Source organism: Streptomyces sp. NPDC005266, assembly GCF_040607655.1.
In the GTDB taxonomy this organism is placed as follows: Bacteria; Actinomycetota; Actinomycetes; order Streptomycetales; family Streptomycetaceae; genus Streptomyces.
On sequence record NZ_JBEXHC010000003.1, the window covers coordinates 35,287 to 60,520 of the forward strand.

Below are 25,234 nucleotides of genomic sequence, written 5' to 3' on the forward strand. Positions count from 1 at the left end.
GCGCGCCATCCTGTCAACTCCTTCAGAGCATCTCCAGGGGCGTGGGCCCGCTGGGCGGCGGGAACGCCTCGTCGAGGGCGTCGAGCGCCTCGGTAGGAAGGTGGAGGTCCGCCGCGCCGCGGTTCTCCCGAACGTGGTCGGGCGATCCGGAACGCGGGATCGCGGCCACCCCCTGTTCCAGCACCCAGGCGAGTGCCACCTGGGTCGGCGTGGCTCCGAGGGCCCGGGCCACGGCACCCAGAGCCTCGACCTTCAGCAGCCGCCCCTGCTCGATCGGGGAGTAGGCCATGACCGGCACCCCGGCCTCACGGCACCAGGGGAGCAGATCCCACTCGATGCCGCGCCGGGAGAGGTTGTACAGCACCTGGTCGACGGCCACGGCGTCGCCGCCGGGGAGGGCGGTGAGCTCGACCATGTCGTCGACGTCCAGATTGCTCACGCCCCAGTAACGGATCTTCTCCGCCTCCATCAGGTCGGTGAATCCCGCAAGGGTCTCCTCGAGTGGCCACCGTCCCCGCCAGTGCAGCAGGTAGAGGTCCAGCCGTTCCGCACGGAGCCGCCGCAGGCTGCCCTCGCAGGCGGCGACGGTGCCCTTCCGGTCGGCGTGGCCGGGCAGCACCTTGCTGACGAGGAAGACCTCCTCCCGGCGTCCCCGGAGGGCCTCCCCGACGAGTTCCTCGGCCGCGCCGTCGCCGTACATCTCCGCCGTGTCGACGACGGTCATGCCCAGGTCCACGCCCAGCCGCAGTGCGGCGATCTCCTGTTCACGCCGGGCCGGGTCCTCGCCCAGGTACCAGGTGCCCTGCCCGAGCGCCGCGATCTCCTCACCGGAGGGGAGTGCGATCGTTCTGGCCGATTCCGCAGACATCTCGTGCCTCCCGTCTGCCGCGGATCCGTGTCACGCCTACCCTCACCGAGTGCCCAGGTCCGCGCCTCCCAGGCAACCGGTGTCGCATACGCCGCAGGGGGGTCAGGAGGGGCGAGCTGACTGCGCCAGAGCGCGCCGGGACCGGGTGCGCGGTCGCGCAACGCGACGGCGACCGACACCATGGCGCCGCAGGAGAGGACCGCCGCGAAGCCGATCATCGCGGTCTGCACGGCGAAGTGCCGCAGGGCGATGCTGAACAGGACGGAGGGCAGGCCCAAGGCCCGCCAGCGGTTGGGGGCGGCGCCATTGAAGGAGTTGTTCGACCTGGTGCGCGGCCCGGCGGCCACGATTGCGGCTCAGGTGCGGTGGCGGGGGCTGCTGGTGGTGGCGGTTGATGGCACGCTGCTGCCGGTGCCGGACACTCCGGCGAACCTCACGGTCTTCGCCAAACAGCGGTGCAACCACGGGTCCGGGGGTATCCGCAGGTCCGGCTGGCGGCGCTGGTGGCCTGCGGGACCCGGGCGGTGATCGGGGCGGTGTTCGGCTCGGCCGCTACCGCCGAGCTGGACTACGCCGGACGGCTGGCGGGCGATCTGCGTGCCGGGATGCTGCTGGGCGACCGGAACTTCGCCGCCGTCGACCTGCTGAACCGGTTTGCCGCCACCGGCGCCCATCTGCTTGTGCGGTGCAAGACCGGACGGAGGCTGCCGCCGGTGGCCCGCTGCGACGACGGCTCGTTCCTGGCCCGGCTCGGCGCGCTGACCGTGCGGGTGATCGACGCCGAGATCAGCATCGTCACGTCCCAAGGGCCCGCACCGGCCACTACCGGCTGCTGCCCACCCTCACCGATCCATCGACGCACCCGGCCGCCGAACTCATCCGGCTCTACCACGAACGCTGGGAGATCGAGATCGCCTACGCGGAGCTTAACAGCGCGAAAATATAGACCGTTGACAGAGTTCACACAATGAAGATCGCTCGCTCCGTCGCTCCGGGCCGGGCGAGTCTCTAGGCTGGTCCTCGACACCGCCCGCCCCGCGCCCCGAGGACGCCGATGCCCCGACTCGCCCTCTCCGACGACTTCGTCGCGGACCTCATCTCGCTGCAGAGACCCGTCCAGAAGGAAGTCAACGACGCGATCCAGATGTTCCGGGGCATGACCGTGCCCCAACTCCACGCCAGCAAGGGCATGCACCTGGAGAAGCTCGAGCGGGCGCGCGATCCCCGGATCCGCACGATACGCATCACCAAGTTCTACCGGGGCGTTCTCCTGGCGCCCGACGACGGAAGCGACCTGTTCACACTCCTTCGGGTCGCTCCTCATGACGAGGCGATCAATTGGGCCTGCAAGCGCGCCTACTCGGTCAACGGCGCCACCGGATGCCTGGAGGTGCGCAACGTCGAGGCCCTGGAACACATGGAGACGTACTTCGAAACGAAGGCGGTGGCAACCCCCGCCCGCCTCTTCGAAGAGCACTCCGACACCGTACTGCGCGACCTCGGCATCGACGACCAGGTCCTGCGCCTGGCCCGCGTCTGTGTCACGGCGGAGGATCTGACGGTCATGGCACCGCCCATGATGCCCGCGGACCAATACGAGGTGCTGGAGTACCTGGCCGCCGACTACTCCCCCGAAGACGTCTGGGAGCAACTGATCGCTCCCCGGGGGCAGACCGTGCGTACGGCGGAGGACCGGCCGACGGTCACCCTCACCGAGGCGATTCTGAACACGCCCAACCGCATCGTGGAAGTGACGGGGCCCGGCGAGCTGGAGCGGATCCTCACCGAGGATCTCACCCGCTGGCGCATCTTCCTCCACCCTGCTCAGCGCCGCTACGCATACCACCCCGGCTTCAACGGACCCGCTCAGGTCACCGGCGGGCCCGGCACCGGCAAGACGGTCGTCGCCCTGCACCGGGTCCGGCATCTGCTGCGTACCGGCCGTGAGGGCGACCGGATCCTGCTCACCACCTTCACCAATGCCATGGCGGCCGCGCTGCGGGACAGCATGGCGCTCCTGCTCGGCGACGCCGACGTCCACCTGCTGAATCGCGTCGACGTCACAACGGTGGATTCTTTGGCCGCGCGGGTCATCCGGGAGGCGCGGGGCAGTTCCCCGAAGCCCCTTTCGGCCGCCGCCGAGAAGAGCGCCTGGACCCGTGCCACCGCACGGGAGGAACTCCCGTGGACGGAGCGGTTCCTCTCCCAGGAGTTCCGCAACGTCGTCCTGGCGCAGGGGCTGCGCACACCCGAGGAGTACTTGCGCTGTGTACGGCGGGGGCGCGGCACCCAGGTGGGGCGGGTGCAAAGAGCCCGGCTGTGGCGCGTCATGGAACGGTTCACGGCAGACCTGGCCTCACGCGACTCGGCGACGTACACGCAGCTGTGCGACCAGGCCGCACGGATCCTGGCCGAGGGCGGGCCGCGCTACCGCCACGTCGTCGTGGACGAGGCCCAGGACCTCCATCCGGCTCAGTGGCGGGTGCTGCGCGCCTGCGCGGCACCCCAGTCCGACGACATGTTCCTCGTCGGCGACCCCCATCAGCGCATCTACGATTCCCGGGTCTCGCTGCGCTCGTTGGGCATCAACGTCCGAGGACGCACGTCCCGGCTCCGCCTCAACTACCGCAGCACGGAAGAGATCCTGCGCTGGTCCGCATCCCTCCTCGACGGTCAGCCCGTTGGCCGACTCGGTGAGGACGACGACGATGACGGTGGCCGGGATTCGCTCCGGGGCTACCGTTCCCAGCTCCACGGCCGCGTTCCGGCGGCAAGCGGATACGGCAGCCAGGACGAGGAGCTGCGGGCATTGATCGAGCAGATCCGGACCTGGATCGACCAGGACGGGGTCAAGCCGTCCGAGGTGGCGGTGTGCGCCCGGTTCAACACACTGGTCGACGCGGTCATCACACGCCTGCGACGCGAGCGTATCCCGGCGGTCGCGGTCAGGGACGATCCGGGGCCGTCCGTATCCGGCGTACGGGTGGCCACCATGCACGCGATGAAGGGGCTGGAGTTCCGGTGCGTGGCCGTCGTGGGCGTGACGTCCAGCGTGCTGCCCTTCGCCCCGCAGGTGACGCCGGCCGACGTGGATCCCGTTCAGCACCAGTCGGATCTTCTGGCCGAGCACTGCCTGCTGTTCGTGGCCTGCACGCGGGCCCGCGACGCGCTGGCGATCTCGTGGAACGGTGAGCGGAGCCGCCTGCTGGACCCGGTCGCTGGATGAGACGCGCAGGGCCCCGCCACGCGAACCCGGAGCCGGGTTCGGGCGGCGGGGTCCAGCGGCGGAGGCGGACGTTCCCGATCCCGGTCCGGCCTGCGCCCAGAGTTTTCAGGCCCGGATTTCCCGGACGACGACCTTGTGTGTCTTGTTCTGAGAGGCGTCGTAGGAGATTTCACGCCCCGCCGGCTGCCACATCAGCGCGTGGCCCAGCGGAGACGACGGAGAAACGATGTCCGCCTCGTCGGTGGGCAGTTTTTCGGCAACCGTGTACAGCGTGTCGACATCGACCTGTCCGTCGAATTCCAGAACAAGGAGCGCGCCGGGTATCACGATCTTCGGCGTGGCCGTCTCCCGCCCGACACGGACGGCGTCGATGAACGCCCGCAGGAAACCGAGGCGTTTCGTCCACCGGTCACGCTGATCGGCCTGTGTCTTACGGATAAAGACGAGGTTCGCCGCGTCCACCCCGTCGGGAATCTCGTCCGGAGCGTCGACGGCTGCCTGCAACTCCTGCATCTCGCGGACGAGCCGGTGGAAGGCGGCGGCGGGAATTTCCTGAACCGGCAGAGCACTTGGGGTGGCTCGGGGCGGCTCCTGTGCTCGCGGCGCCGGGGCCACGGACGCTGCCGGGGTCGTGGCCGCCGACGCCCCGGTGTGCGGGCGCGGGGCCGGGGCCGCGTCCCTCGAAGGATCCGGCCCGGACTCGCGTGGGTCCCTGGAGTGGGAGACGGATGCCGCCCGCCGTGCCGGCGTGTCGCCGGTTGCCCGTGCATCGGCCCCCGGGCTCGTGCCCTCCGTGCCCTCGTGGTCCCGGCTGTCCCCTTCCTGGTCGCTCCCGTCCGGGTCGGGGACCGCCGAGACCTCCGTCTGCGCATCCGCATCCTCGGCAGGAGTGCCGGGCTCCCCTTCCTCTTCACCTACCGGCTCGATGCCAAGCCGCTCCAACTCGGCCCAGAGCGGTGCGAGCGCCTGCTCACGGTCGAGGTGGAACCGGCTTCCGCGGATGCGGACGAAAGTCCAGTCGACGCGCTCCAGGTCACGCTGCAGGGCGGCCGCGGTGGACGCGTCCTCGCCGTCCGCGAAGGCGTCGCCGTCGCAGGCCACCGCGAGCCTGCGTGTCCCGCCCTCGACGACCAGGTCGATCGTGTGGCGGCCGACGCGGTATCCGGGCCGCACACGGTAGCCACGCGCCGTCAGCTCCCAGTACACCTTCTGCTGGAACAGGCTGTCGAACGCTTCGTGCCGTACGTCCGGCAGTACCTCGCCGTTGACCGCGACGGTGTCCTCCTCCGCGGGCCGGGTGAGGTGATCGAGCCACTGCCGGCGGAGGTCGTTCTCGTGGAACTGTTCGATGCGCGCACTGTGGAACACCCACACCTGGTCCTGGGCGCGGGAAGCTGCGACGTTGAGCCGCTGCTCGTACGTCTTGCCGTTGAAGCCTCCCGGCACGGTTCCCGCGGCGGTGGTGGCCGAGTTGAGGCAGGAGATGAACATGACGTGGCGCTCGTCGCCCTGGAAGTCCTCGGCGTCGCCGACCCGGATGCGCCGCTCCTCACGCTGCTCGTAGGCGAGGCGTTCGGCGAGGAGATTCTCCAGCTCGGTCACGTGCCCCTTGGCGGCGCGGAGGCTGACGATGCCCATGGTCTTCCCGTCGTACGCGGGGTCGGCGCAGCAGCGCACGACGGCGTCGACGAGTGCTTCGGCCTCCGCGACGTTGGTCAGCCGGGTGTTGGTGCCCAAGGCTTCGCCGTCCTCGACGTACACGCTGCGGACCGGGTCCAGCCGGTCGGCACCGTACTGACGCAGCGGCTGCAGCCGGCCGTTGTAGCAAAGCTCGTTGGAGAAGGAGATGATCTCCGGCATGCACCGGAAGTGCTCCTTGAGCATGAGCGTGCCCCGGCCCGCGGAGAGGGCTTCCGTGAGATCGAAGAAGCTGGACTCGGGACCGAACAGGCTGCGGACGTCGGGCTCGAGTGCGGTGAGCAGCCGGTCCCTCAGGTGGAAGTACTCGTCCTGCTTGAGGCCGACGTTGGAGGGGCTGACCTGCTTGCTGTCGCCGACGACGACCATCCGGCCGGCGAGCCAGCTCAGCAGCATGGCCTCCAGGCCGGACTGGCTGGCCTCGTCGACGATGACGACATCGAACAAGCCGGGCCGGTCCATGGGCACGGTCTCCGCGACCTGGTGCAGCGGCATGATCCAGGCCGGCACCGCTGTCTGCGCCTTGCGCAGTGCGGCCTGAGCGTCGCGCCGATAGCGGTGCTGGTACTTGCCTCTGATGCGACGGGCGGCCTGCTGGTACGCGCTGAGGGCCCGGGACTGGTCGCCGGTGAGCAGCCCGAGGCAGCGGTGCCAGGCGCGGGCCGCGGCGAGCCTGGCGAGCATGATGCGTGCCTCGTCGTCGGCCTCCGTCAGCCGCTTGCGCAGGGTGCGCTCGGCCTCCGGGTCGGTGAGCCGCTCCATGCGGTCGCGCCACGCGGACCAGGCCCAGGCCTCGGCGAGGTGAGGCAGCCGGGTGTCCCAGGCGGGGTCCTCGGGTGCGCCGGTGATCCGCTCCGCGAGTGCGGGGAACGCCTCGCGCACGCGCGTGAGTGCCACGTGCTGTTCGGCCCGCAGCCGCGCCGCCTCGCGAACCCCGGCGAGCTCCTGGCTGAACTCGCGATAGCCCTCGGGGTCCTGGGCGCGCACGCTGTCGCGTGCGCGCTCGACGGCGGGAGAGACGCCGGGCCGGTCGGTCCAGGCGCGCAGAAGTTCCGCGGTGTCCGCGATGATCCTGCGCGACTGCTCGGCCGCGCGCAGCGTCGTCGCCGCGCGCAGCAGGGCTCGTACGGCGTTCTCGACCGACGGGTCGTGCCAGGTGGCGACGGCCAGCTCCGGCGAGGTGGCGGCGGCGGTGAGGACGTCGATGCGGGCGGCGGCGACGGCGAGAAGCGCTTGAAGTACCGCGGCGTCCTGCCGCAGGCGAGCGAGTCGCGGACCGTGCCCCTGCCAGGCGCCGGCGGGGGTTCCCCACTCGGATTCGACCTGCGCCAGGCGCAGTTCGAGCTGAACGCGGGCGAGGACGACGGCCGCGGTTCCGACATCCTCCGGAGGCCGCCCGTCGACCCGGACGGTCTCCACGAAGGTCCCGACGCCCTTGGCCAGCTTCGAGCGCATGCCGAGCGGCCCGCGCAGCTTCTGTCCCTGGCCGAGACCGTCGTGCAGGGCAGTGGCCTGGCCGAGCGCTGTGGCCGGGTCGTACTGCTCCAGGCCGCTGACCATCGCGGTACCCAGCGTGGCGAGCGAGGTGTCGACCGCCTCGAGGGCACCGGTGACGGCGGCCTGTCGGCTCCGCGCCTGCCAGTCCTGGCCCGCGCTCACCTCTTTCAGGAGCGCCACGGCCCACTCGCCGGCCGCGGCGGCGAGAGACGCGGCGCGGGCACGGGCGGCGGAGAAGGCGTCGAGAGCCGTCGAGAGCCGCTGCTGTTCGGCTTCACCGAGGCCGCGCACAGCCGTGTCGTACTCCTGGCTCAGCGGGTCCTGCCGCACCGCCGCGTGCGCCTCCTCCGCCGAACGCACAACGGAGACGGCTACCTCGAAGTCGCTGGGGCTCGGCAGCTCGGAGGGGCCGGGCACCTCGGCCGCCAGGGCCTGGTGGTGGGGAGTGAAAGCGCGGGTCGTGTGCAGGAGGCGGACAGCTTCGTCGGCGCTCAGGGTGGGCTGTTCCTGCGGGACCTGGCCGAGCCATTCGTACCGTCCCGCCTCGGCGGTGAGACGTTCGGCGATCTCCTGGAGGCTGCCGCGGTAATCGCCGATCTCCGCCTCGAAGCGGTGGGTCTCCTGCTCGCGCAGCACGGCGAGGTCGCGCAGCATGGCCTGCTGGGCGGACCGGGCGGCGGCGAGCCGCGCCTGGAGGGTACGGATCTCCTTCTGGGAGGCCTTCGGGTCGTAGCCGGCGTACTCGCTGAGGATCCTCTGGACGGACGCCTCGAGCTCTCGCTGGGCGGCCGCGCCGTCCTCGGTACGACTCACGCACAGGTCACGGATGGACTCCGGCAGTTTGTCCCGCAGGACGCGCAGGGCGCGCGGAGTGTGGCTGGTGATGAGGACCCGCTTGCCCTGGGCGAGCAGGTCCGTGACCAGGTTGGCGATGGTGTGCGTCTTGCCGGTGCCGGGCGGGCCCTGCACGACGACGAGCCGGTTGGCGCGCAGACGTTCGGCGATCGTGCGCTGCTCCTCGTTGGCGGGGAGTGCGAAGTACATCTCGCCGGTGCCGGTCTCCGTCCCGTCGTCCTCGGCCGCGGCGAGGTCGGCGGCGGTCAGCGCCCCGTCGCGGCCGGCGATGTAGCCGAGCAGCTCGGTGGGACGGGTGCCGGCGTCGATCTGACGGGCGATGGCTTTGAGGGCGTCCATCGTCGACCGACGGCTGCGTTCCCGCAGAACGAGTCCGGGTGTGAGTCCCACCTGCGGCACGTCGAGGTTTCGCGGCTTGGCACGCTCCACAGTCGGCAGGTAGCTTCCGGCGCTGTGCGCGGCGTTGACCCAACTGCGCAGGGCAGTGTGCAGGGCTTCGAGGTGTTCAGGGTCCGTCACGTCGGAGGCGCCTTCCAGCACCTCGACGATCCCCTCGCGCACGGGCCCCGGGACGTGCTGGGTTCCTTCCAGCATGCCCTCTTCCAGTTCCAGGCCGACGCCGGTCGGGTCCGGGGCGACCGTGAGCGTGCCGGTGGACGGGTCGAGCTGGATGGTGGCCCGGTGGGTGACCAGGTGCCGTTCCACACGCTGGCCACCGGCCGTCTGCCAGGTCAGCCGGCCGAACCCGAGGACGAGTTCGTACGCCTCGCCGAGGTTGTCGGCGTCCTCGTGCATTTTGTGCAGCCGGTCGTACAGCTTGACGAGGGGGTCGATCGCCCGACGTCGCTCCGCCCAGGCGAGCCACTCCTGTTCCCAGGCGGCGTACAGCTTCTCGATCTTCTCCCGCTTCGGGTGCTCGTCCAGCTCGTGATAGGTCTTCTCGAGCGGGATGCCCTGGGACCAGTCCGGGAATTCGGGCTCGATCCGCCGGCGCAGATGCGGGGCGCGGGTCTGCTTGAAGTCACGGACGCGCGTCTCGTCCACCCAGGGCGCGAGCAGGGTCTTGGGGTGAGGGGCGTCCTCCCGTTCGGGGCGGGCGACGGTCAGCCAGGCCGGACCGTCCGTGGTGAGCACTCCGTCGAGCATCACCTCGACGCTGGGGTCGTCCGGCAGCTCCTCGAACCACACGGTGCCGGCCGCGCCGTCGAGAGTGCGGACGGGCCGGGCCTTCGACTCCTCTGCCTCGGCGAGGAACCGGAAAATCTGCCGGACGCGTGTGGCGTCGGTCTTGTCGGCGGGCGGCTCCTGCGTCCGGGCGAATGCGGCCTGCCGGTCGGCGCTGGTCGGCTGCGCCGGCACGGCCCCGAGCACTACCGGGCCCGTGGGCTGAGGTCCGCCTCCCTCGACGGGACCGCCGTGGCCACCCGTGGGCTCCGGTCCAGCGTCCGCGAACAGGGACTGCTGCTGATCGCCGAACGGCGCCGCCTGGTCCGGGGGCCATGGGGGCGTGGTGCCTGCATTCGCCACACGGGTGCCGACGGGGGCGGACCCAGCGGCCACGGCCGTGGTGAAGGTGACGCTCTCGCGGTCGTGCGAAGGCGGGAACCGCACCTCGATGTCCAGCTCCGCGGCGGTGCCGGCGGGAATGCTGTAGGCCCACGTCGCCGAGATCCTACGGCCCGTGCGCAACGTGCCTTCGAGTTCGTCGTCGAGCACGTCGGTCCGACAGTCCTGTACCTGGCGGCCCGTCTTTCCGTACGGCCCGCTCCGGAGGCGCAGGCCGATGCCGTCCACGTTGATGGGCCGACCGGTGCCGTTGCTCAGGTACAGAGTGCATCGCACCAGGTCGTCGCCCTGCCGGTACCCGTACGAGTCCTCGGGATCGACCAGCACGTACGGCACGACGTCGTCGACGCGGACGTGCAGCCCGTCGTCGTACTGGTAGACGGAACCGACCGGCCGCACACCGTCGCTCAGGCCACTCTCACCCTGGCTCACACGCCACCCCACTGCTGCTCAGGGCCACATGGTGGCCACCTTGTGAAATCCCGCCCCGGGCCACATCAAGCACGAACGCAACGCACCCCCCGGCACGTCAACTTGATGTGAACTGAGCACACGGACCGATGGTATCAGGAACGCCACCGGGGCCACCGCCATACGGAACGCCTCGCTCGCCCATCGCGAACGAAGCCCTCAAAACCCCGGCAGCCAGGTCCCTCATCGCCGCATTTGAACCCCTTATCGGCTCGGCGAGCGTCCGCGCCACCCTCCAGGAACACTCCGGCAACAACGCATGTAAGTTGACTGAGTTCACAGTGATGTCGCAGGATGGTGGCTCTGGCTTCGCCTGTCCGAGGTCCCAACCGTTCCCGGAGAAAGGCACACGTACCATGCACATGGAAGTGCTCGACGTCTCACCCCAGTTGGCAGCGGAGTGGCTCACTCGCAACACCAACAACCGACCCCTCAGCAAGAGCACGGTGCAGCAGCTGGTCGGCCAGATCCAGCGCGGCGAATGGCAGTTGACGCACCAGGGCATCGCCTTTGACGAGGACGACGTACTCATCGACGGTCAGCACCGGCTGGCGGCAATCGCCAAGGCCGGGATCACGGTGCCCCTGACCGTCACACACGGCGTGCCCCGCACTGCCTTCACCGTGATGGACACCGGGCGCAAGCGCACCGGCCGGGACGCTCTGGCACTTGCGGGTGAGGCCAACGCGACGCACTTGGCCGCAGCCCTGCGCGGACTCCACCTCTACCTGTCCGTACCGAACTCCGTCTGGAGCGGCGGCTCATCCGTCACCAGCAACGACCAGCTTCTGGTCATGCTCGAGAAGCACCCCGGCATCCGCGACGCGCTGCACCACGGCATCGCGCTCAACCGCGCATGCCGCATCACTGTCACAGCTGCGACAATCGGCTGGTACGTCACCACGGAGGCCCGGCCCGACATCGATCAGTCCTCCTGGAAGGACGGAGTCGTCACCGGCGCACGGCTGGAATCGGGCGACCCTCGCCTCACCCTGCGCAACACCATGCTCAGCCTCGCCGCGGGCAGGACACACCGTCGCCGCGACGACTCCCGCGAGCACCTGCTCTACTACCTCAAGGCGTGGAATGCCTGGGTGGAAGGCCGGACCATCAAGCTTCTGCGCCGGTCCCCCAACGAGACGATGCCCAGGATCACCAACCAGTCCGGCACTGGACCGGCGGACAAGGAAGCCTGACGGGGCATAGATTCAGCTGACCGCTGTCCTCAGGGCCGAAGGGCTGGACGGACCGGCAAGACCTGTGCACCCGGCAGGGAAAGGAAGCGCATGCGCGCCCAGGAGATCACCTTCCTGAAGCTCGTACAAGGGGACAAACAGTTCCAAGTACCGCTGTATCAGCGCACGTACAGCTGGGGCAGGGAGCAGCTACAGCGGCTGTGGGAGGACGTCGGGGAACTCGTCGAGCAGCATCTGGCCGGTGAGGCGGCGGCTCCGCACTTCCTCGGCTCTGTGGTGCTCGCACCGCGCCAGATCCAGGCGGGCGGGGTGCAGCGGTGGCTGGTGGTGGACGGACAGCAGCGGCTGACCACCCTGATGCTGGCGTTTGCGGCGCTGCGGGACCATCTGAAGGAGGTCGGTGACGCGCGCGGTGTGGACCGGGTGCACCGCCAGATACTGGTCAACGAGTTCCACGAGGGTGCGGACCACTACCGGTTGCTGCCCACGCAGGCGGACCGTGAGGCGTACACCGCCTGTGTCCGCTCCCGGGCCGACGCCGGCGGCGGCGACAACATCGGGGCTGCCTACCGGTTCTTCCGCGGTGCGCTGGCCGAGGGCCACGAGGCGGGCGACGAGCGCTGGGCGTCCACAGTCGAGACGGTCCTCAAGGATCTGCTGTCCATCGTGGAGATCACCGCCGAGTCCGGCGACAACGTCTACCGGATCTTCGAGTCGATCAACAACACGGGTGTCGGGCTCAGTCAGAGCGACCTGTTGCGCAACTACGTGTTCATGCTGCTGCCCAAGCGAGGCGAGCGGATCTACCAGGAACTGTGGCTGCCCATGCAACAGAGCCTCGGCCCGAAGAACCTCGAACTGCTGGTCTGGCTCGACCTGGTGGTGCGCGGCCACTACAAGACCAAGCAGAGTGAGATCTACCGCGAGCAGCAGAAACGGCTCCAGCCGCTGGCCGGTGACGAGGACGCGCTGCAGCACGAGATCGAGCAGCTGACCGAGCGGGCCGCGAGGTTCCTGCGCATCGTCGACCCCGCCCGCGAGCAGTCCCCCGCCCTCCGCGCGGTTCTGGAGCGCCTGGGCTCCTGGGGCGGCCAGACGCACTACCCGCTCGCGCTGCACCTGCTGGACCTCGTCGCGGCCGGCAGGACGAGGCCTGACGACGCGGCGCAGGCGCTGGGCTACGTCGAGTCCTATCTGGTGCGCCGCCTGATCTGCCAGACGCCGACCACCGGCCTCAACCGCATCTTCATGGAGGCACCGAAGGAGCTGGAGACCGATCGGCCGGCAGCCGAGGCGGTACGACGGTTCCTGTCCGGCCGGCGCCGCCGCTGGCCGAGCGACGAGGAACTCCGCGAGGCGATCCGCAGCAAGCCGTTCTACTGGAGCGGGCGTCCTCCGCAGCGCAGCTACATCCTGCGCCGCCTGGAGGAGAGTTACCGTGCCTCCGAGCCCGTGGACTTCGCCAAGGCGTCCCTCAGCGTGGAGCACGTGCTGCCCCAGCGCCCCGCTCCGGCATGGTTCGACCTGCTCGCCGAGGAGACCGAGCCGAACCAGACTCCGCAGGAACTCCACGACCTGCTGGTGCACACACTCGGCAACCTCACGCTGACCGGTGACAACGCCAAACTGTCCAACCACCCCTTCGAGCGCAAGCAGCAGATCCTCGACTCCAGCGCCCTGCGCATGAACCTCGAGATCGCCTCGGCGCAGCGCTGGGGCAAGGCGGAGATCCTGGCCCGAGCCGACCGTCTGGCCGAGCGCGCGGTGGAGCTGTGGCCCGGTCCGATCGGCGGGATGAAGACGGCCGGTGAGGAGTCCCCGGGCTGGGCCGAGCTGCGGGCCGCGCTGGTGGCGATGCCGAGCGGCACGTGGACGACGTACGGCGATGTCGCCGAGCTGATCGGCAGTCACCCGGTCGCTGTGGGCGCCTACCTGGGCGCCAACCCGACGGTGATCGGTGCCTACCGTGTCCTCACCGCGGAGGGCAAGATCTCACCTTCCTTCCGCTGGGCGGAGGGCGAAGACCGGCAGCCGCCTCAGGAACTGCTCACGAGCGAAGGAGTGCGCTTCGACTCCTGGGGCCTGGCGCACCGTTCCCAACGTCTCTCCGCCGCTGAGCTGGCCACCTTGCTGGGCAAGGACGTCGCACAGCAGGTCTCGCACGACCCGCTCCCCGAGGGGGAGGACTCGGCGGCGACCGCGCGCTTCCGGGCGCAGTTGCAGGAGCACTGGCCGGACGCGTATCCCGGCGTCATGGCGGCCCTCGACTTCTGGCGCCGACAGGGCGGTTACGTCAACTACGGCCGGTACGAGGAGACCAGTTGCTTCCCGATGCTGGACGCCGGGACGAGCCGTAGGCCGCACCTGCTCTGGCCGGTCGGGATCTACCCCGTGAGCGGCACGGTCGAGGTGGTCTTCCAGTACCTGAAGTCCCGCACCCCCTTCGACGACACGGAACAGCGCCGGGAGTTGCTGATCCGTCTGAACAAGATCGACGGAATCGACCTGCCCGAGGCGAAGCTGGAGCTGCGTCCGTCGTTCCCGGTGAGCGTCTTCGCGGAGCACGGTGAGGACATCTGCGAGGTGCTGGACTGGTTCGTGGGGGTGGCGGCGCTGGATCTGGCACGGAGGGACTGAATGCGTTTCGGCGTCTCTCGAAGGAGGCATCACTCGTGCGGTTATTGAACGACCTCACTCTGACCCGGAACAGCGGAAAGGGTATCGAGAAGAGCGGAACGACCTGTTCCGGTGAAATGTCCAGGGCGAGCGCCATCGAGTGGGAGCTACGCCTCCCCGGGCAACCCTCGCTGACAGTGCACGACAACCATTGGGTGCACGGCGAGCGTGACCTGGTGCTCCACAAACCCACGGTCGTCCCCGAGATGCCGGCGGCCCTCTCCAATCTGCACAACCGACTGCGCTCCGGGATATGCGCCTCTGCACGACGTGGGGAGATGCGCATCATGGTGTTCCCCACGCACGTCGACACGCATGGCAGGCCACGGATCAAGAAGTCCCTCACGACAGCGGACCTCACGAACGCCATGGGGTTGCACCATCTCAGAGAGCTGACCGCTCGGGAGGGTGTCAGGTTGGAGGCCGCGTTCGACCGACCGGATCTGCCCCCTGTGGACCTGGACGACCCACAGCACGAAAAGCCGCTCCAGCACGCCTTGTTCTTTCCCGCCACGGATGACGAGACACCAGTGGTCGCCTTCGTCCGCTTCCGGATCGTGCCCGTACTGCGGCACATCGGCTGGCTGTCGCCGGGTGACGACTGAGGGAGGCGGTACCTGTGCCGGGCCGACCGTGCGAAGGAACTGTTCACAGGCTCAATGGCCAGACGATCTGTTTCACGGGTCGTGTTCTCGTCGACGGTGAGTGGACGGTCAGAACGCACTGCGCCGAGAGAGCCAGGCGACAGGCCGCGACCCCCAAGGCCGACTTCTCGCAGAAGGTCACCCTTGTCGTCTATGGCGATCTGGCCAGCAAGGTCGTGACCGACGACCGTCGCACCTACAGCAGCACGCTCGTGGACGCCGAGGCCGAACGCAGCCGGGGACGGCACGTCTGCGTTGTGGACGGAGACGGCTTCTCGAAACTGTTGCGGAGGCGTCCCGCGCCGTGCCTGGAGCTGAGAAAGGCACGCACGGGACGCGTTCGTCCCGTCGCGGCCACTGCGACCGAGGCACACATTCTCGGCGGCCCTCTCCGGGTACGGAGGACGGCGGCCCGACGCGCCTCGGGTGATCTCACGCTGGACCTCAACCGTCTCGACGAGGCGACGGCGGTGCACGAGGTGACGGTCGGAGCGCTCATCGCGCACCTGTCCCGCCAGGGCATCGAGGCATGTACGCACGCCTCCGGCGCTCCGGCACTCGACGCCGGGTGGTCACGCGGTGAAGACATCTTCGTCGCCGAGGTCAAAAGCCTCACCGGGACGCGCGAGGACCAGCAGATCCGCCTGGGCATCGGGCAGATCCTCGACTACGCCCACCAGCTCCGGAGCGCGCACCCAAGCACCGTCATACATCCGGTCCTGGTGCTGGAGAAACACCCGTCCGCGGTCCGTTGGACCGCCCTGGCCGACGATGTCGGCCTACGACTCACCTGGGCACCCGACTTCTCCGGGATCTGACCGGCCGTACCCTCGTTACGCCGTAGCGGACATCAGCGGCCCCACTCCATGATGATCCGTTGGGGCACGGTCACCCCTCAGGCCGACTGCTGAACCTGAGGAGGCGGATTCGGACCATGGCCGAGGTTGACCCTCGACCTTGTCGAGGGCTCAGAGTTCCGGGTGTGGAGAACGAGATGCGCAGCATCGGGGAGATGGCCCGGGACGGCGGACTGAGCGTGAGCGCTCTGCGGTTCTACGACCGTGCCGGCGTGCTGGTCCCCGCCTGGGTGGACCCGGTCAGCGGCTACCGCTGGTACGCGGCCGAGCAGTTGGAGGAGGCCCGGTTGCTGGCCCGGCTGCGCCGGGCGGGCATGCCCCTGGCAGACATCCGGCTCGTCCTGGCCGGCTGGGCCGGCGCGGACACGGACCTGGTGCGCGGGCTCCTTCAGGCGCACCTGCGCCGTCTCGAACTGGGGCTGTCCGATGCCCGAACCGAGTTCTCCACGCTCCGAGCTCTACTCGACCGCAGGGAGACAGACCCCATGGCCTCACTCCACACCGCCACCGCCCGGTTGTCCGTCCCCGCGCCGGAGCTGGCCGCCGCGTTGGACGCGGTCCGTTTCGCCGTCAGTAGCGACGCGGAGTTGCCGATGCTCGGCGGGATCCTGTTCGACATCGAGGGCGAAGACCTCCACCTCGTGGCCACCGACCGCTACCGGATGGCTGTCGCGCAAGCACACACGACCGGGCATGGCGGCCCCAGGACGCAGGTGGTGGTGCCCCTTCCGCTCGCCGACGCCATGCGGGCGTTGCTGACCGGCGCGGACCCGGTCCAGCTCGCGATGGACGGTGACCATGTCACATTGGAGACCGGCGACCGGCAGACGTCCGGCCGGAGCCTCGCCCACGAGTTCCCCGACTACCGTCGTCTCGTCGCCCTCCCGGCCGGTCGGCGGGGCCACGTCGATACGGTGGCCTTCCGCCAGTCCCTGGAAACCGGCCCGGTCCGCGCGAGCGAGACGCGTGAGCAGAACGGCGAGCCTTACGACCTCAGCGTGCTGCGGGTGACGGAGAAGGGGTCCGTGATCGTGTGCGACGACGGTGACGACGACCAGAACAACGTAGCCGTCAACCGCGAGTTCCTGTTGCACGCGCTCACCGCCGGAGCCCGGGACGAGCTGATCCTGGAACTGGGCGCGCCCACGGCACCGCTCGCGATCCGCCGGCTCGACGACGAGGGCACCTTCTCGCTCCTGATGCCGGTCCGCTTGGACGACTAGCTTCCGTCCGGCGGACTACTGCTGCGGGGCGCTTACAGCCGGGGCCGGTGTTCTGGTCGGCAGGGTAAACGCCGTCTGGGCGGAACTCGACGGGATTTTCGGCACCGCGGGTGTCAGCAGGTCAGCTCGCCCGACGAGTCGGGCTCATCGGCGCCCGTGGAGAGCGAGATCTGCTTGACCTTTCCGGTGTAGTCGCCCACGGCTCCGTCCTCGGTCGCCCCGTCGGAGTAGTACAGGGCGGACGCCCAGGGCTCGGCATCCTTCCCCAGCCCGTCCATCAGTCCTTCCATGGTCGCCGTGCGGAAGTTGATGTTCAGGCAGCCGCCGCCCAAGTAGGACCAGTCGGGGTTGGTGCCCTCCGTCGGCTCCGTCGCCGACGCGTCGGACGGAAGCAGGGCGAGTGCGGCCTCCTGCGCCCGGTCTTCGCCGACCGGGGACGAGAAGACGACGTCCACGCTGATGAGGTGTTCCTTCAGGGATGCGGCGGCTGGGACGGTGGCGCAGACGACCTCGTCCTTCGCCAGGCGATAGGCGACGGGGTCACCGATGGGCATTCCCGTCTGTGCCGCGCACGCCTTGGACCACGAGATGCGTGGATAGCGTCCGTCCCACCAGGTCAGCGGCGAGGCGAGTCCCCGGCCGCCGAGGTCGTCCTCGGACGGTCCGCCGAGGGTCTGCTCGGGAAGAGGGGCTTCCTTCAAGGGGGTGACGTGGGGACAGAACTCCGTCTGCAGGAAGTCGGCCATCGCGGCGGCCTGGTCCTCGGTCGCGCCGTCCGCCTCGTCCGAATACTGGACGCCTTCCCATGTCCGGTACCCGACGGCCACGTTGCGGCAGGTGGTGACCTGGAGGGTCGCGAGTCCACGGCGGTCCTCCAGGCCGGTTTCGACGCCTTCGCCGAGGCCGTAGTTGTTGGCGTCACCGACCTCGCCGAGCTGGTTGACCAGCGCGTCGTCGACACCGGCGGCGGCCACGAAGTCCTCGATGGAGGTATCGTCCCCCGTCGTCGTCTCCGCGTGCTCGGCATCCGAGTCCGAATCGGCCGCCGGTGCTGACCGATCCCCGGTCACGTCCTCCGGAGCGGCCGAGGTGTGCGCGGCGGAGGGTCGGGGGTCACTCCCGCAGCCGCCTACGGCGAGGGCGGCGGCGACGAGCAGGGCGGTGCCGACAGCGCGGCGGTATCGGTACATGGGGCAACTCCGTTGGTGACAGCAGGCTTGGTTCGGTGCGTCGGTCGGCGGCCCGGCCGGAGTCAGCGGTCCCGCCGGGCTCGCCACTCCAGCAGCGCGTCCCTGGCCGTCTCGAAATTCATGGGGCCCTTCTCGATGCGGAGGTCCCGCATGTAGTCATAGGCTCTTCCGAGATCGGCCCCGGGACGGATGCCGAGAATCTCCATGATCTGGTGGCCGTTGAGGTCCGGGCGGGCGGACTGCCGTTCGTCCTCGACCGCCAGGTGCTCGATGCGCTCTTCCAGGGAGTCGTAGGCCCGCGCGAGCGCATTCGCCTTCCGCTGGTCGCGCGTGGTGCAGTCGGCGCGGGTCAGCCGGTGGAGCCGGTCGAGCAGCGGGCCGGCGTCGCGAACGTAGCGACGCACAGCGGGGTCGGTCCACCGCTCGTCGACATAGCCGTGGAACCGGAGATGCAGTTCCACCAACCGAGCGACATCCTCGATCAGTTGCCCCGGATACGCCAGGGCACGAAGACGTTTGCGGGCCATCTTGCTCCCCACCACCTCGTGGTGGTGGAAGGAGACACGACCGTCCCGGCCGGTCCGGCGTGTGCGTGGCGTACCGATGTCGTGGAGCAACGCCGCCCACCGCAGTGTCAGGTCGGGCCCTTCTGTTTCGAGGGCGATGGCCTGGTCGAGGACCTTCAGTGTGTGCTCGTAGATGTCCTTGTGACGGTGGTGTGCGGCACTTTCGAACCGCAGGGCGGGCAGCTCCGGCAGGACGTGTTCGGCGATTCGCGTGTCGACCAACAGGCGCAGACCGGTACTGGGCCGGGCCGCGAGCATGGTGGCGGTGAGTTCCTCACGCACGTGTTCGGCCGGGACCTCGGTGACTCGTCGCGCCATGGTGTGCATCGCGTCCCTCAGCTCCGCTACCGGCTCGAAGCCGAGTCGGGCCGCAGCGCGAACCACTCGAAGCATCAGCGGCGGGTCGTTGGCGATCGACGCCGTAGGTGCGCGCGGCGAGCGCAGTACGCGCCGCTCCAGGTCCTGAAGGCCACCGAAGGGGTCCGTCAGGGTCACGTGCGACAGGCCGAGGGCCATGGCGTCGATGGTGAAATCACTGCGCCGCAGGTACGCCTCCAATGCCTTCTCGTGTTCCGTACGTCGCGATCCGGAGGAACGGTTGCGCGACGGTGTCGGACATGCGCTGATCCGTATGGTGTAGCTGTCGGCGCCCAGCTCCTTGCGCAAACTCACGACACCGGGTGTGCCGGTTCGGTGTACCCGGACCTGGACTCCCCAGTCGTGAACGATCTGCCGTACCTGTTGCACGTCGGAGTCCGTGACGAAGTCGAGTTCGGGCCCGACGCTCCCCGCCAAAGCGTGGCGCACTGAGGCGCCGACCAGCACGAGGTCGAACCCTGCGGTGGTGAAGCGGTGGAGGAGGTCCTCGACGACTGGCGGGAGCCCTGCCCGCGCCGCCTCCACCCGGGGATCGACAGGTTCATCGAGTGCGGTCGCCTCGGCCGTCTCGTGTGGTGCGGAGGCAGTGGCCGGCGGCTGCTCTTCCCGGCCGCGTGCCTTGTCCCGTTCGGTTGTCTGTCGCCGTGGCTGGGGCGCCGACGTCGCAGCCCCCTCCGCTGTCTTGAGACGCAGAACGTCGCCCCCCGGAGCCGCTTCGAGGGACGGCGTCACGACTCCCAGGTCGCTGAGACGGCACCGTTCGAGAATCGTCCACCGAACCTGGTGATCAGGGGACTGCGTACCGATCGACACCTCACGCGTGCCATCACGCGTCTCGCACCGGAAGCGCAGTGCGTATCCGGCAGCCTGCACCTCGTACGGGGAGAGCTCGCTCTCCGACCCGTACGCACGAATCGTCGGGAACCTGCCGGACGCGGCTTCGAGCCTCCTCCTGTCGTCCTTCCACTCGGAGAAGGAGCGGCGGACCATCTGTACGTGCAGGAGGCGGCGCCGCCCTTTCGGGCCGAACCGGATCTCGATCGAGTCGCTGCGGGCGTGAGCCTGCTGGACGTACGCGACCGTGACGTTCGGCTGCCCCTGCCCGCGCAGCCAGCGGACGAGCGCCTCTCCGATGTACAGGTGGTCGGCGCTGTTCTCCCCCACGGCGGTCCGACGGCACCGTACGGGCGGGCGGTGGGCGAAGTGGGATTTCCGGTCACCGCAGGCGCGAAGGGTCAGCACCTGGCCGCAGCCTCCGAGGAGGACACCACAAGTGAACGCGTCCGCGCCGCGCAGCTGCCGGAGACGCTGGGCATCGTCTTTCTCGAAGGGAAGGAAGACGGGCTGATGCCCCTGGGATCCGCCCAGAACGGCGGTCTGTACCTTGCGGTTGTCCTCTTCGGTCACGGCCGAGGCCATCTCCACGCACCCTCATGTCTCACGCGAACGTCACCGGCGGCCACCCGCCGCCCGGTCTGCCCCAAGTGGACGCCGACGAGCCCCGTGTCGCCCTCGGAACCGCGCACGGGGAACCCTCCAGCACCGGTCGCCTCATCGGAGTGAGGCCTCCTCCTGGCACGGAATCGCCGCACGTAGATCAGTATTGCCTCCATGCACTTAGTTCACAAGAGGCGAACTATGGATCTACGTCATCGACCTTGCAGGTCCGTTCGTGGAGCGAGTCGACCGACGAGCGCGCGGTGGGCCAAGGACGTGCCGCCGACTCGACACGTTGGCGCTCACTCAGCTTCGCTCGCCCCTTCCACCTCGCCCCCGCGCCGACGGCGCGCTCGCTCGGCGATCTCTCCGGCGAGTCTGCCCTTGACCGAGCCGGCCCGGTCGAGGGTCACCTTGCCGCGGCTTCTGGCGGCATCGACGCCCTTCGCTCCTGTCTCGAGCGCCTTGTCCCTCACCTCGGCGGCCGCTTCCGCCCATCGTCTCGCCTCCGGCGACCGGCGACCGGACTCGATCCCGAGCCGCTCGTGGAAGTCATGGACGCCGATCACGACATGGTTGCTCGACTGCACCACAGCCGGGGACTTGGACGGGTGCAGCAGCACCTTCGCGTTGGCCGTGCCTGCGACCGCATTCATCCGCGCCACCAGCCGCTCGGTGCTCCGCGAAATGAGTTCCCGCCGGTCCTGCCGGGCAGCCTTCAATCCGAGACGATGAGCGTCCAGTTCCTCCGGAGACGCGTCCAGCACCCGGTCGAGTTCGAGCACGGCGATCGCGTCCTGCAGTTGGAAGCAGCGAGCCAGAACGGCGAGCCACTCCCGAACCGGGGACTCGGCTTCCCTGACCGTCGCGGCGAGATCACCGATCTTGGACTGCCGCTCCATCTTTTCCACGATCGCGTCGAGTTGACGCAAGGCGTACACCTGGGTCTCCGCGATCGACATCGGCGCGTCCTGCACCTTCGACCACATGGTCTCGTCGACTCTGCCCCGCTTCTCGCGGATGGTCATGGTCTCGTCGATGACGAAGCCCACTCCGATCATGCGGGACAGCACCGTGTCCTTCTGGGCGCGCAACACGTCGTCGACCTTCGCGTCGATCGTGGCGAGGTAGTCGGTGATCTCGTCCATGCTCTGTTGCATCGCGACCTGGGACATGAGCTTCGCGGCATTGGCGAGAGCCGCCGGGTTGGTCAGAAAGGATCGGGGTGCCTTCGCGAACTCCACGAATCCCCTGATCTGGCCCTTCTGCCCCTTCACCACACCCGTGCTGCAAGCGGTCTTAGCGCTTTGCCTCAGCCCGTACTTCTTGACGAGCTGTGCCGACTTCGGCGTCAGCTTCACCCAGCGACCGGAGTTCTCGGCAATCTCCGAACCTGCCTGCCCGACTGCCGCTCCGACACCGAAGACGGACTTGAGCCACCGCGGTCCGAGATCCTTCGACGACGACAGTCCCTCCGAGATGAGGAAGCGGTCGACATCCGCCGCGTTCCCGATGACCATCAGCCCGTCATCGTCACCGATCAGCTGAATCTCGCTGTCCATCGCCCGCTCCTGAAGTCGCTTCTCGCAGTGGTGGGTGGTCGGGGTGTGCGCGGCGATCGCCGGGCAGGGCGGAGCTCTTCCGATGACGGGAGAGCGAGGTGCCGACCCGGACAGGGCCAGGGCCCGCTTTCCTTGCGCCGATGTGGAGTCGACGTCCGGGCAGACACCAGTTCCTCATGGTTCGGGACGTGCTCGGGCCGGCGCGTCGTCGGGCCGGCAGCAACTGGGGCCCGACCAGCCTCCCTGGCCGGCCGCGTCGTGACGCCCGACAACCGGTGCCACCACTGCGGAACCGGAAGCGAACACGCTGCCTGGCCGCGCCCACCCGTTCACGCATTCCCCCCGGCCATGCGCGCCTGCCCGCAGAGAGGGCGGGCGGCGGTTGATCGCCACCAGTATGGAACCCATGCACTCAGTTCACAAGGGGCGCATCATTACTTCGAGCATTCGAACAGCGCTCGCACCGCCGGTGGCATAGGTTCGGCAGTCGTCGGAATTCGAGGTCGCGAGGGCACATGCAGAAGGGCACTTTCGAGTACGAGCAGGCTCTGGACGCCGTGGTCGAGATCCTGCGTTCGCGGGTACGCCAGGGCGCGGTGCCCATTCCGTACGGTGATCTGAGCAGCGAACTGGCACGGCTCGGTCATCACGTCCCCGCCCACGAGGGCCCCATGCCTTACCTCCTGGAGGACGCCTCCGTCCGGGAGAGCCCGGACGGATCGCTGCGCCTGCTGTCGGCACTCGTGGTGCTGAAGGACAGCGGCTGGCCGTCCGGGGGCTTCTTCAAGCTGGCCCGGCGCGCGCCGTACAAGCGGTCGGGGGACAACCTGCTGCTGTGGACGCGGGAGATCGAGAAGCTGGCGGAGCACTACGCCGGTCGGTGACGGTCCTCCTCGTCGGCGTTGCGGCGGCTTTTGGCCGGGCCTGCCCCGGACCCGGGGTGGGCCGGCCTTACGAGAGCGTGGTGCGGAGCCGCACCTCTGCCCAGACGGTCTTCGTGTACGCGTCGCGGACCGTGCGTCCCCAACGGTCGGCGTAGCACTGGACGATGAGCAGTCCGCGGCCCGAGGTCTCGTCGGCGGGCGGCGGGGTCACGGGTGGTGGGAGATGCTCGGGGCGGGTGTCCGTCACCTCGATACGGAAACGGTCGGGTAGGAGGAGCAGCGCCAGCCGGAAATCCCGGCCGGGGAGGCTGCCGTGGCGGACCGCGTGCGACGCCAACTCGGCGGCGACGAGGGCAACGGCACGGGCGGGGTCGGAGTCGTACGGGAGGCCGGTCCACTCGGTGAACTGCTGCACGGCGAGCTGGCGGGCGAGGCGGGCGCCGCGTCTCGTGCTGCTGAAACGCAGGGTCAGTTGGCGGACGGGAGTGAGAGGCGGCGCCGCCTCGTCGGTGAGCTGATGGTAAGTCACGGTGTCAGCGTGCGCAGGCACATGGCCCGTTGACCAGGTACGACGGCCGTACGTCGTCCTCGTCGTACGGCGTTGGCGAGCGGCTGTGGGCCTGGTTGTACGGGCGCTGTACGGGGCCGGCGTGTGTCCCGTTTCCCGCGCGTCGCGTTGGACATGGACCGGTGGCGAGCGCGGCCGTGGCGGGGCGCGGAGCGGGATGGGAAGGACGTGGGACTGTGAGGGCGGTACGGGACGCACGGGAGACGCGGACGCGGCGGGGCGCGAAGGTCGTGGGTGGCGGGCCCGTACTGCGGGTCGGCCGGGGCGAGTGGGCGGCGTTCGTGGCGCTCACGGTGAGGTAGGGCCGAGCACGGCTTCCGAACGGAACAACGGGCTCGCCCGCGTCACTTGGGATGACGCGGGCGAGCCCGTTGTCATGCTGACGGCTCAGAACAGGGCGCCCTCAGCGCCCTCACCGAAATCCGACCCACCTCGCGCGCCGAGCTGCTCCTTGCGCTTCCGGATGGCTTCGGGAGACGGCGGAGGCAGGTCGGGGTGCTTCTCCCTCGCCTTCTTCTCCGTCGAGCACGGCGTCGAGGGCACGTCCCGGGACGAGGTCCATGACGAGGTAGAGCTCGCCCTCGTGGCTGCCATGATCGTGGACTGCGGGGATGCCCGGGTGCTCCAGACGGCTGGTGAGGCGCGCCTCGCGCAGGAACCGGCGTTCCAGCCTGGTGAGTTCGGTACCGCGACCGCGAGGCGCGACGAGCTTCACGGCCACTTCCCGACCGCGGTCGCGGTCGTATGCCGCCCATACGACTCCCATGCCGCCCCGGCCCAACTCGCGCGTGAGCTCGTACCGTCCAAGGCTTCGCCGCATTGCGCCCGTCCCCAGTCCCGGCGCCCGCGGCGCCTGTCACACCCCCGCCCCTGCGGCCGGGGCGGCGCAGCGCACCCGGTCGGCGAGGTCATCCTCTCAACCTTCACACGGGCCTCGGCCCTTGCGGAACCAGGAAAGGGCGGCGGGGATCCTCGGGCAGACCGCGGCGGGTGGCCAGCCGGTGGTCCGGGGCCGGCAGGTAAGGCGCGAGGGCCGCGTAGACCTCGGCGGCGGAGGCGGGGCGGTCCTGCGGACGCTTGGCGAGCAGGGCCGTCACCAGTTCTTGAAGGTCGCCGGGGACGTCCACACCCGAGTCGGAGATGACGGGCGGGGGCGAGCTCAGATGACGGGAGGCGAGCACCGCCGGCTGGTCGGTGGCGAAGGGCGTATCCCCCGTGAGCATGTGGTGGAGCAGACAGCCCACCGCGTAGAGATCACTGCGGCCGTCGAGCCGGTCCCGGCCGGAGAGCAGTTCGGGTGACGCGCAGACGATGTTGCCGATGCCCTCGCCGGTCATGGTCAGGCGCGGGTCGGCATCGGCGAGCAGTTTCACCAGTCCGAAGTCCAGGATCTTCACGACACCGTCCCGCCGGATCATGACGTTCTGCGTCTTGAGGTCACGGTGCACGAGGCCGGCGGCGTGGGCCGCGGACAGTCCGGCGCACAGCTGGGCGGTGACGGCGGCGGCCGAGGGCACGTCGAATCGTCCGCCCTCCTGCTGGTCGAAGAGGTACTCCAGGGTGGTGCCCTCGATTAATTCCATCACCAGACAGCAGGTGTCGTCCGTGATCGAGGCGTCGAAGACCGTGGTGATATTGGGGTGGTCGAGGCGCGCCGCGGCCTGCGCCTCCCTCTTGAAACGCGTCAGTGCCGCGGTGCGAGTCCGAGGGACGGCCAGCAGTTCCGCGGCGACGGTCTTCACCGCCACCGGCCGTTCGAGATACAGGTCACAGCCCTGCCACACCTGTCCCATCACCCCTCGGCCTAGGACCGACTTCAGCTGGTAGCGGTCACGGAGCACCATTCCCGGCGCGATTTTCTGCATTTCTCCG

17 protein-coding genes are annotated in these 25,234 nt (G+C 69.4%); 9 read left to right on the plus strand and 8 right to left on the minus strand.

Going from position 1 to position 25,234, the window contains the following annotated elements; translation table 11 throughout:
* Positions 1 to 22: 22 nt before the first annotated feature.
* Entirely contained in the window at positions 23 to 868 is an 846-nt protein-coding gene (locus tag ABZU99_RS06500) for an aldo/keto reductase (protein WP_356043428.1), read from the minus strand.
* Positions 869 to 1,048: 180 nt separating this feature from the next.
* Here ABZU99_RS06500 and ABZU99_RS06505 point away from each other — a divergent pair, with 180 nt between their 5' ends.
* The 3 genes from ABZU99_RS06505 to ABZU99_RS06515 all read left to right on the plus strand — a co-directional run bounded on the left by ABZU99_RS06505 (position 1,049) and on the right by ABZU99_RS06515 (position 4,094).
* On the plus strand, positions 1,049 to 1,396 hold the full coding sequence (locus ABZU99_RS06505; RefSeq protein WP_356043431.1) for a hypothetical protein: 348 nt from the start codon (positions 1,049 to 1,051) through the stop codon (positions 1,394 to 1,396).
* On the plus strand, positions 1,393 to 1,839 hold the full coding sequence (locus ABZU99_RS06510; protein WP_356043434.1) for a hypothetical protein: 447 nt from the start codon (positions 1,393 to 1,395) through the stop codon (positions 1,837 to 1,839). The genes ABZU99_RS06505 and ABZU99_RS06510 overlap by 4 nt, the downstream gene beginning before the upstream one ends.
* 83 nt (positions 1,840 to 1,922) lie before the next feature.
* Positions 1,923 to 4,094 (plus strand): UvrD-helicase domain-containing protein, encoded by a 2,172-nt coding sequence (locus ABZU99_RS06515; RefSeq protein ID WP_356043437.1) that lies wholly within the window; start codon positions 1,923 to 1,925, stop codon positions 4,092 to 4,094.
* Between the two features lie 105 nt (positions 4,095 to 4,199).
* Here the strand turns inward: ABZU99_RS06515 and ABZU99_RS06520 are convergent, their stop codons facing one another.
* Positions 4,200 to 10,142 carry an AAA domain-containing protein gene (locus tag ABZU99_RS06520; RefSeq protein WP_356043440.1) on the minus strand — a complete coding sequence of 1,981 codons (5,943 nt, stop codon included), beginning with the start codon at positions 10,140 to 10,142 and terminating at the stop codon, positions 4,200 to 4,202.
* Positions 10,143 to 10,543: 401 nt separating this feature from the next.
* On the opposite strand from ABZU99_RS06520, the gene ABZU99_RS06525 reads away from it, so the two are divergent.
* From ABZU99_RS06525 to ABZU99_RS06545, 5 genes are all read left to right on the plus strand, one after another.
* Entirely contained in the window at positions 10,544 to 11,377 is an 834-nt protein-coding gene (locus ABZU99_RS06525; RefSeq protein ID WP_356043442.1) for a hypothetical protein, read from the plus strand.
* Positions 11,378 to 11,467: 90 nt separating this feature from the next.
* Positions 11,468 to 14,014 (plus strand): DUF262 domain-containing protein, encoded by a 2,547-nt coding sequence (locus tag ABZU99_RS06530; protein WP_356043445.1) that lies wholly within the window; start codon positions 11,468 to 11,470, stop codon positions 14,012 to 14,014.
* Between the two features lie 44 nt (positions 14,015 to 14,058).
* Positions 14,059 to 14,658, plus strand: coding sequence for a hypothetical protein (locus ABZU99_RS06535; protein ID WP_356043448.1), 600 nt, complete (start codon positions 14,059 to 14,061; stop codon positions 14,656 to 14,658).
* Positions 14,659 to 14,672: 14 nt separating this feature from the next.
* Entirely contained in the window at positions 14,673 to 15,515 is an 843-nt protein-coding gene (locus tag ABZU99_RS06540) for a hypothetical protein (protein ID WP_356043451.1), read from the plus strand.
* A gap of 164 nt (positions 15,516 to 15,679) precedes the next feature.
* On the plus strand, positions 15,680 to 16,777 hold the full coding sequence (locus tag ABZU99_RS06545) for a MerR family transcriptional regulator (RefSeq protein ID WP_356043454.1): 1,098 nt from the start codon (positions 15,680 to 15,682) through the stop codon (positions 16,775 to 16,777).
* Between the two features lie 113 nt (positions 16,778 to 16,890).
* Here ABZU99_RS06545 and ABZU99_RS06550 read toward each other — a convergent pair whose 3' ends face one another.
* The 3 genes from ABZU99_RS06550 to ABZU99_RS06560 form a co-directional block, all read right to left on the minus strand.
* A complete protein-coding gene (locus ABZU99_RS06550) occupies positions 16,891 to 17,967 on the minus strand; it encodes a hypothetical protein (RefSeq protein ID WP_356043457.1) in 1,077 nt (358 codons plus the stop codon).
* Between the two features lie 62 nt (positions 17,968 to 18,029).
* Positions 18,030 to 20,330, minus strand: coding sequence for a CCA tRNA nucleotidyltransferase (locus ABZU99_RS06555; protein ID WP_356043460.1), 2,301 nt, complete (start codon positions 20,328 to 20,330; stop codon positions 18,030 to 18,032).
* Between the two features lie 320 nt (positions 20,331 to 20,650).
* On the minus strand, positions 20,651 to 21,910 hold the full coding sequence (locus tag ABZU99_RS06560; RefSeq protein WP_356043462.1) for a hypothetical protein: 1,260 nt from the start codon (positions 21,908 to 21,910) through the stop codon (positions 20,651 to 20,653).
* 515 nt (positions 21,911 to 22,425) lie between these two features.
* Here ABZU99_RS06560 and ABZU99_RS06565 point away from each other — a divergent pair.
* Positions 22,426 to 22,794, plus strand: a complete 369-nt coding sequence (locus ABZU99_RS06565; RefSeq protein WP_356043464.1) for a hypothetical protein — start codon at positions 22,426 to 22,428, stop codon at positions 22,792 to 22,794.
* Positions 22,795 to 22,861: 67 nt separating this feature from the next.
* Here the strand turns inward: ABZU99_RS06565 and ABZU99_RS06570 are convergent, their stop codons facing one another.
* The 3 genes from ABZU99_RS06570 to ABZU99_RS06580 all read right to left on the minus strand — a co-directional run bounded on the left by ABZU99_RS06570 (position 22,862) and on the right by ABZU99_RS06580 (position 25,227).
* Complete coding sequence (locus ABZU99_RS06570) at positions 22,862 to 23,323, minus strand: ATP-binding protein (protein WP_356043466.1); 462 nt, start codon at positions 23,321 to 23,323, stop codon at positions 22,862 to 22,864.
* Between the two features lie 451 nt (positions 23,324 to 23,774).
* Positions 23,775 to 24,182, minus strand: coding sequence for a protein kinase (locus ABZU99_RS06575; RefSeq protein WP_356043468.1), 408 nt, complete (start codon positions 24,180 to 24,182; stop codon positions 23,775 to 23,777).
* Positions 24,183 to 24,285: 103 nt separating this feature from the next.
* Positions 24,286 to 25,227 carry a serine/threonine-protein kinase gene (locus ABZU99_RS06580; protein WP_356043470.1) on the minus strand — a complete coding sequence of 314 codons (942 nt, stop codon included), beginning with the start codon at positions 25,225 to 25,227 and terminating at the stop codon, positions 24,286 to 24,288.
* Positions 25,228 to 25,234: the final 7 nt, after the last annotated feature.